1 rRNA gene is annotated in these 789 nt (G+C 46.0%); it reads left to right on the top strand.

Annotated features, from left to right (window positions below):
* Positions 1-105 precede the first annotated feature (105 nt).
* Positions 106-789, top strand: a 23S ribosomal RNA gene (locus ACWCL1_RS08910); the annotation flags it as partial.

The following is a 789-nucleotide window of genomic DNA, read 5'->3' as shown; positions in this document are numbered from 1 at the left end:
ATATTGATTTATTTCTTAATAACCGAGAACACCGCGTTTTTAAGAGTTTTAACAAGAATCAAAGTTCTTATTCGCTAAACTCATAACCAACTGAACAACAGTTGAGGTTAAGTTATTAAGGGCGCATGGTGGATGCCTTGGCACTAGGAGCCGATGAAGGACGTGACTAACTGCGATATGCTTCGGGGAGCTGTAAGTAAGCAATGATCCGGAGATTTCCGAATGGGGAAACCTGAAACCATAGGTTTCATCACTAAGTGAATTCATAGCTTAGTAGAAGGTAGACGCGGGGAACTGAAACATCTAAGTACCCGCAGGAAGAGAAAGAAATTCGATTCCCACAGTAGCGGCGAGCGAAATGGGAAAAGCCCAAACCAAAAAGCTTGCTTTTTGGGGTTGTAGGACTGAACATTTGAGTTACCAAGAAATGAAGTAGTTGAATGATCTGGGAAGATCAACCAGAGAAGGTGATAGTCCTGTAAACGAAACTTCGTTTCCTCAGTTCAGGATCCTGAGTACGGCGGAACACGTGAAACTCCGTCGGAATCCGGGAGGACCATCTCCCAAGGCTAAATACTACCTAGTGACCGATAGTGAACCAGTACCGTGAGGGAAAGGTGAAAAGCACCCCGGGAGGGGAGTGAAAGAGTTCCTGAAACCATGTGCCTACAAGTAGTCAAAGCTCGTTAACGAGTGATGGCGTGCCTTTTGTAGAATGAACCGGCGAGTTACGCTTGCATGCGAGGTTAAGGTGGAAAGACCGGAGCCGCAGCGAAAGCGAGTCTGAAA

The sequence above is a fragment of the Ligilactobacillus sp. LYQ135 genome (assembly GCF_053711055.1).
This window is presented reverse-complemented; position numbering and strand designations above follow the sequence as displayed.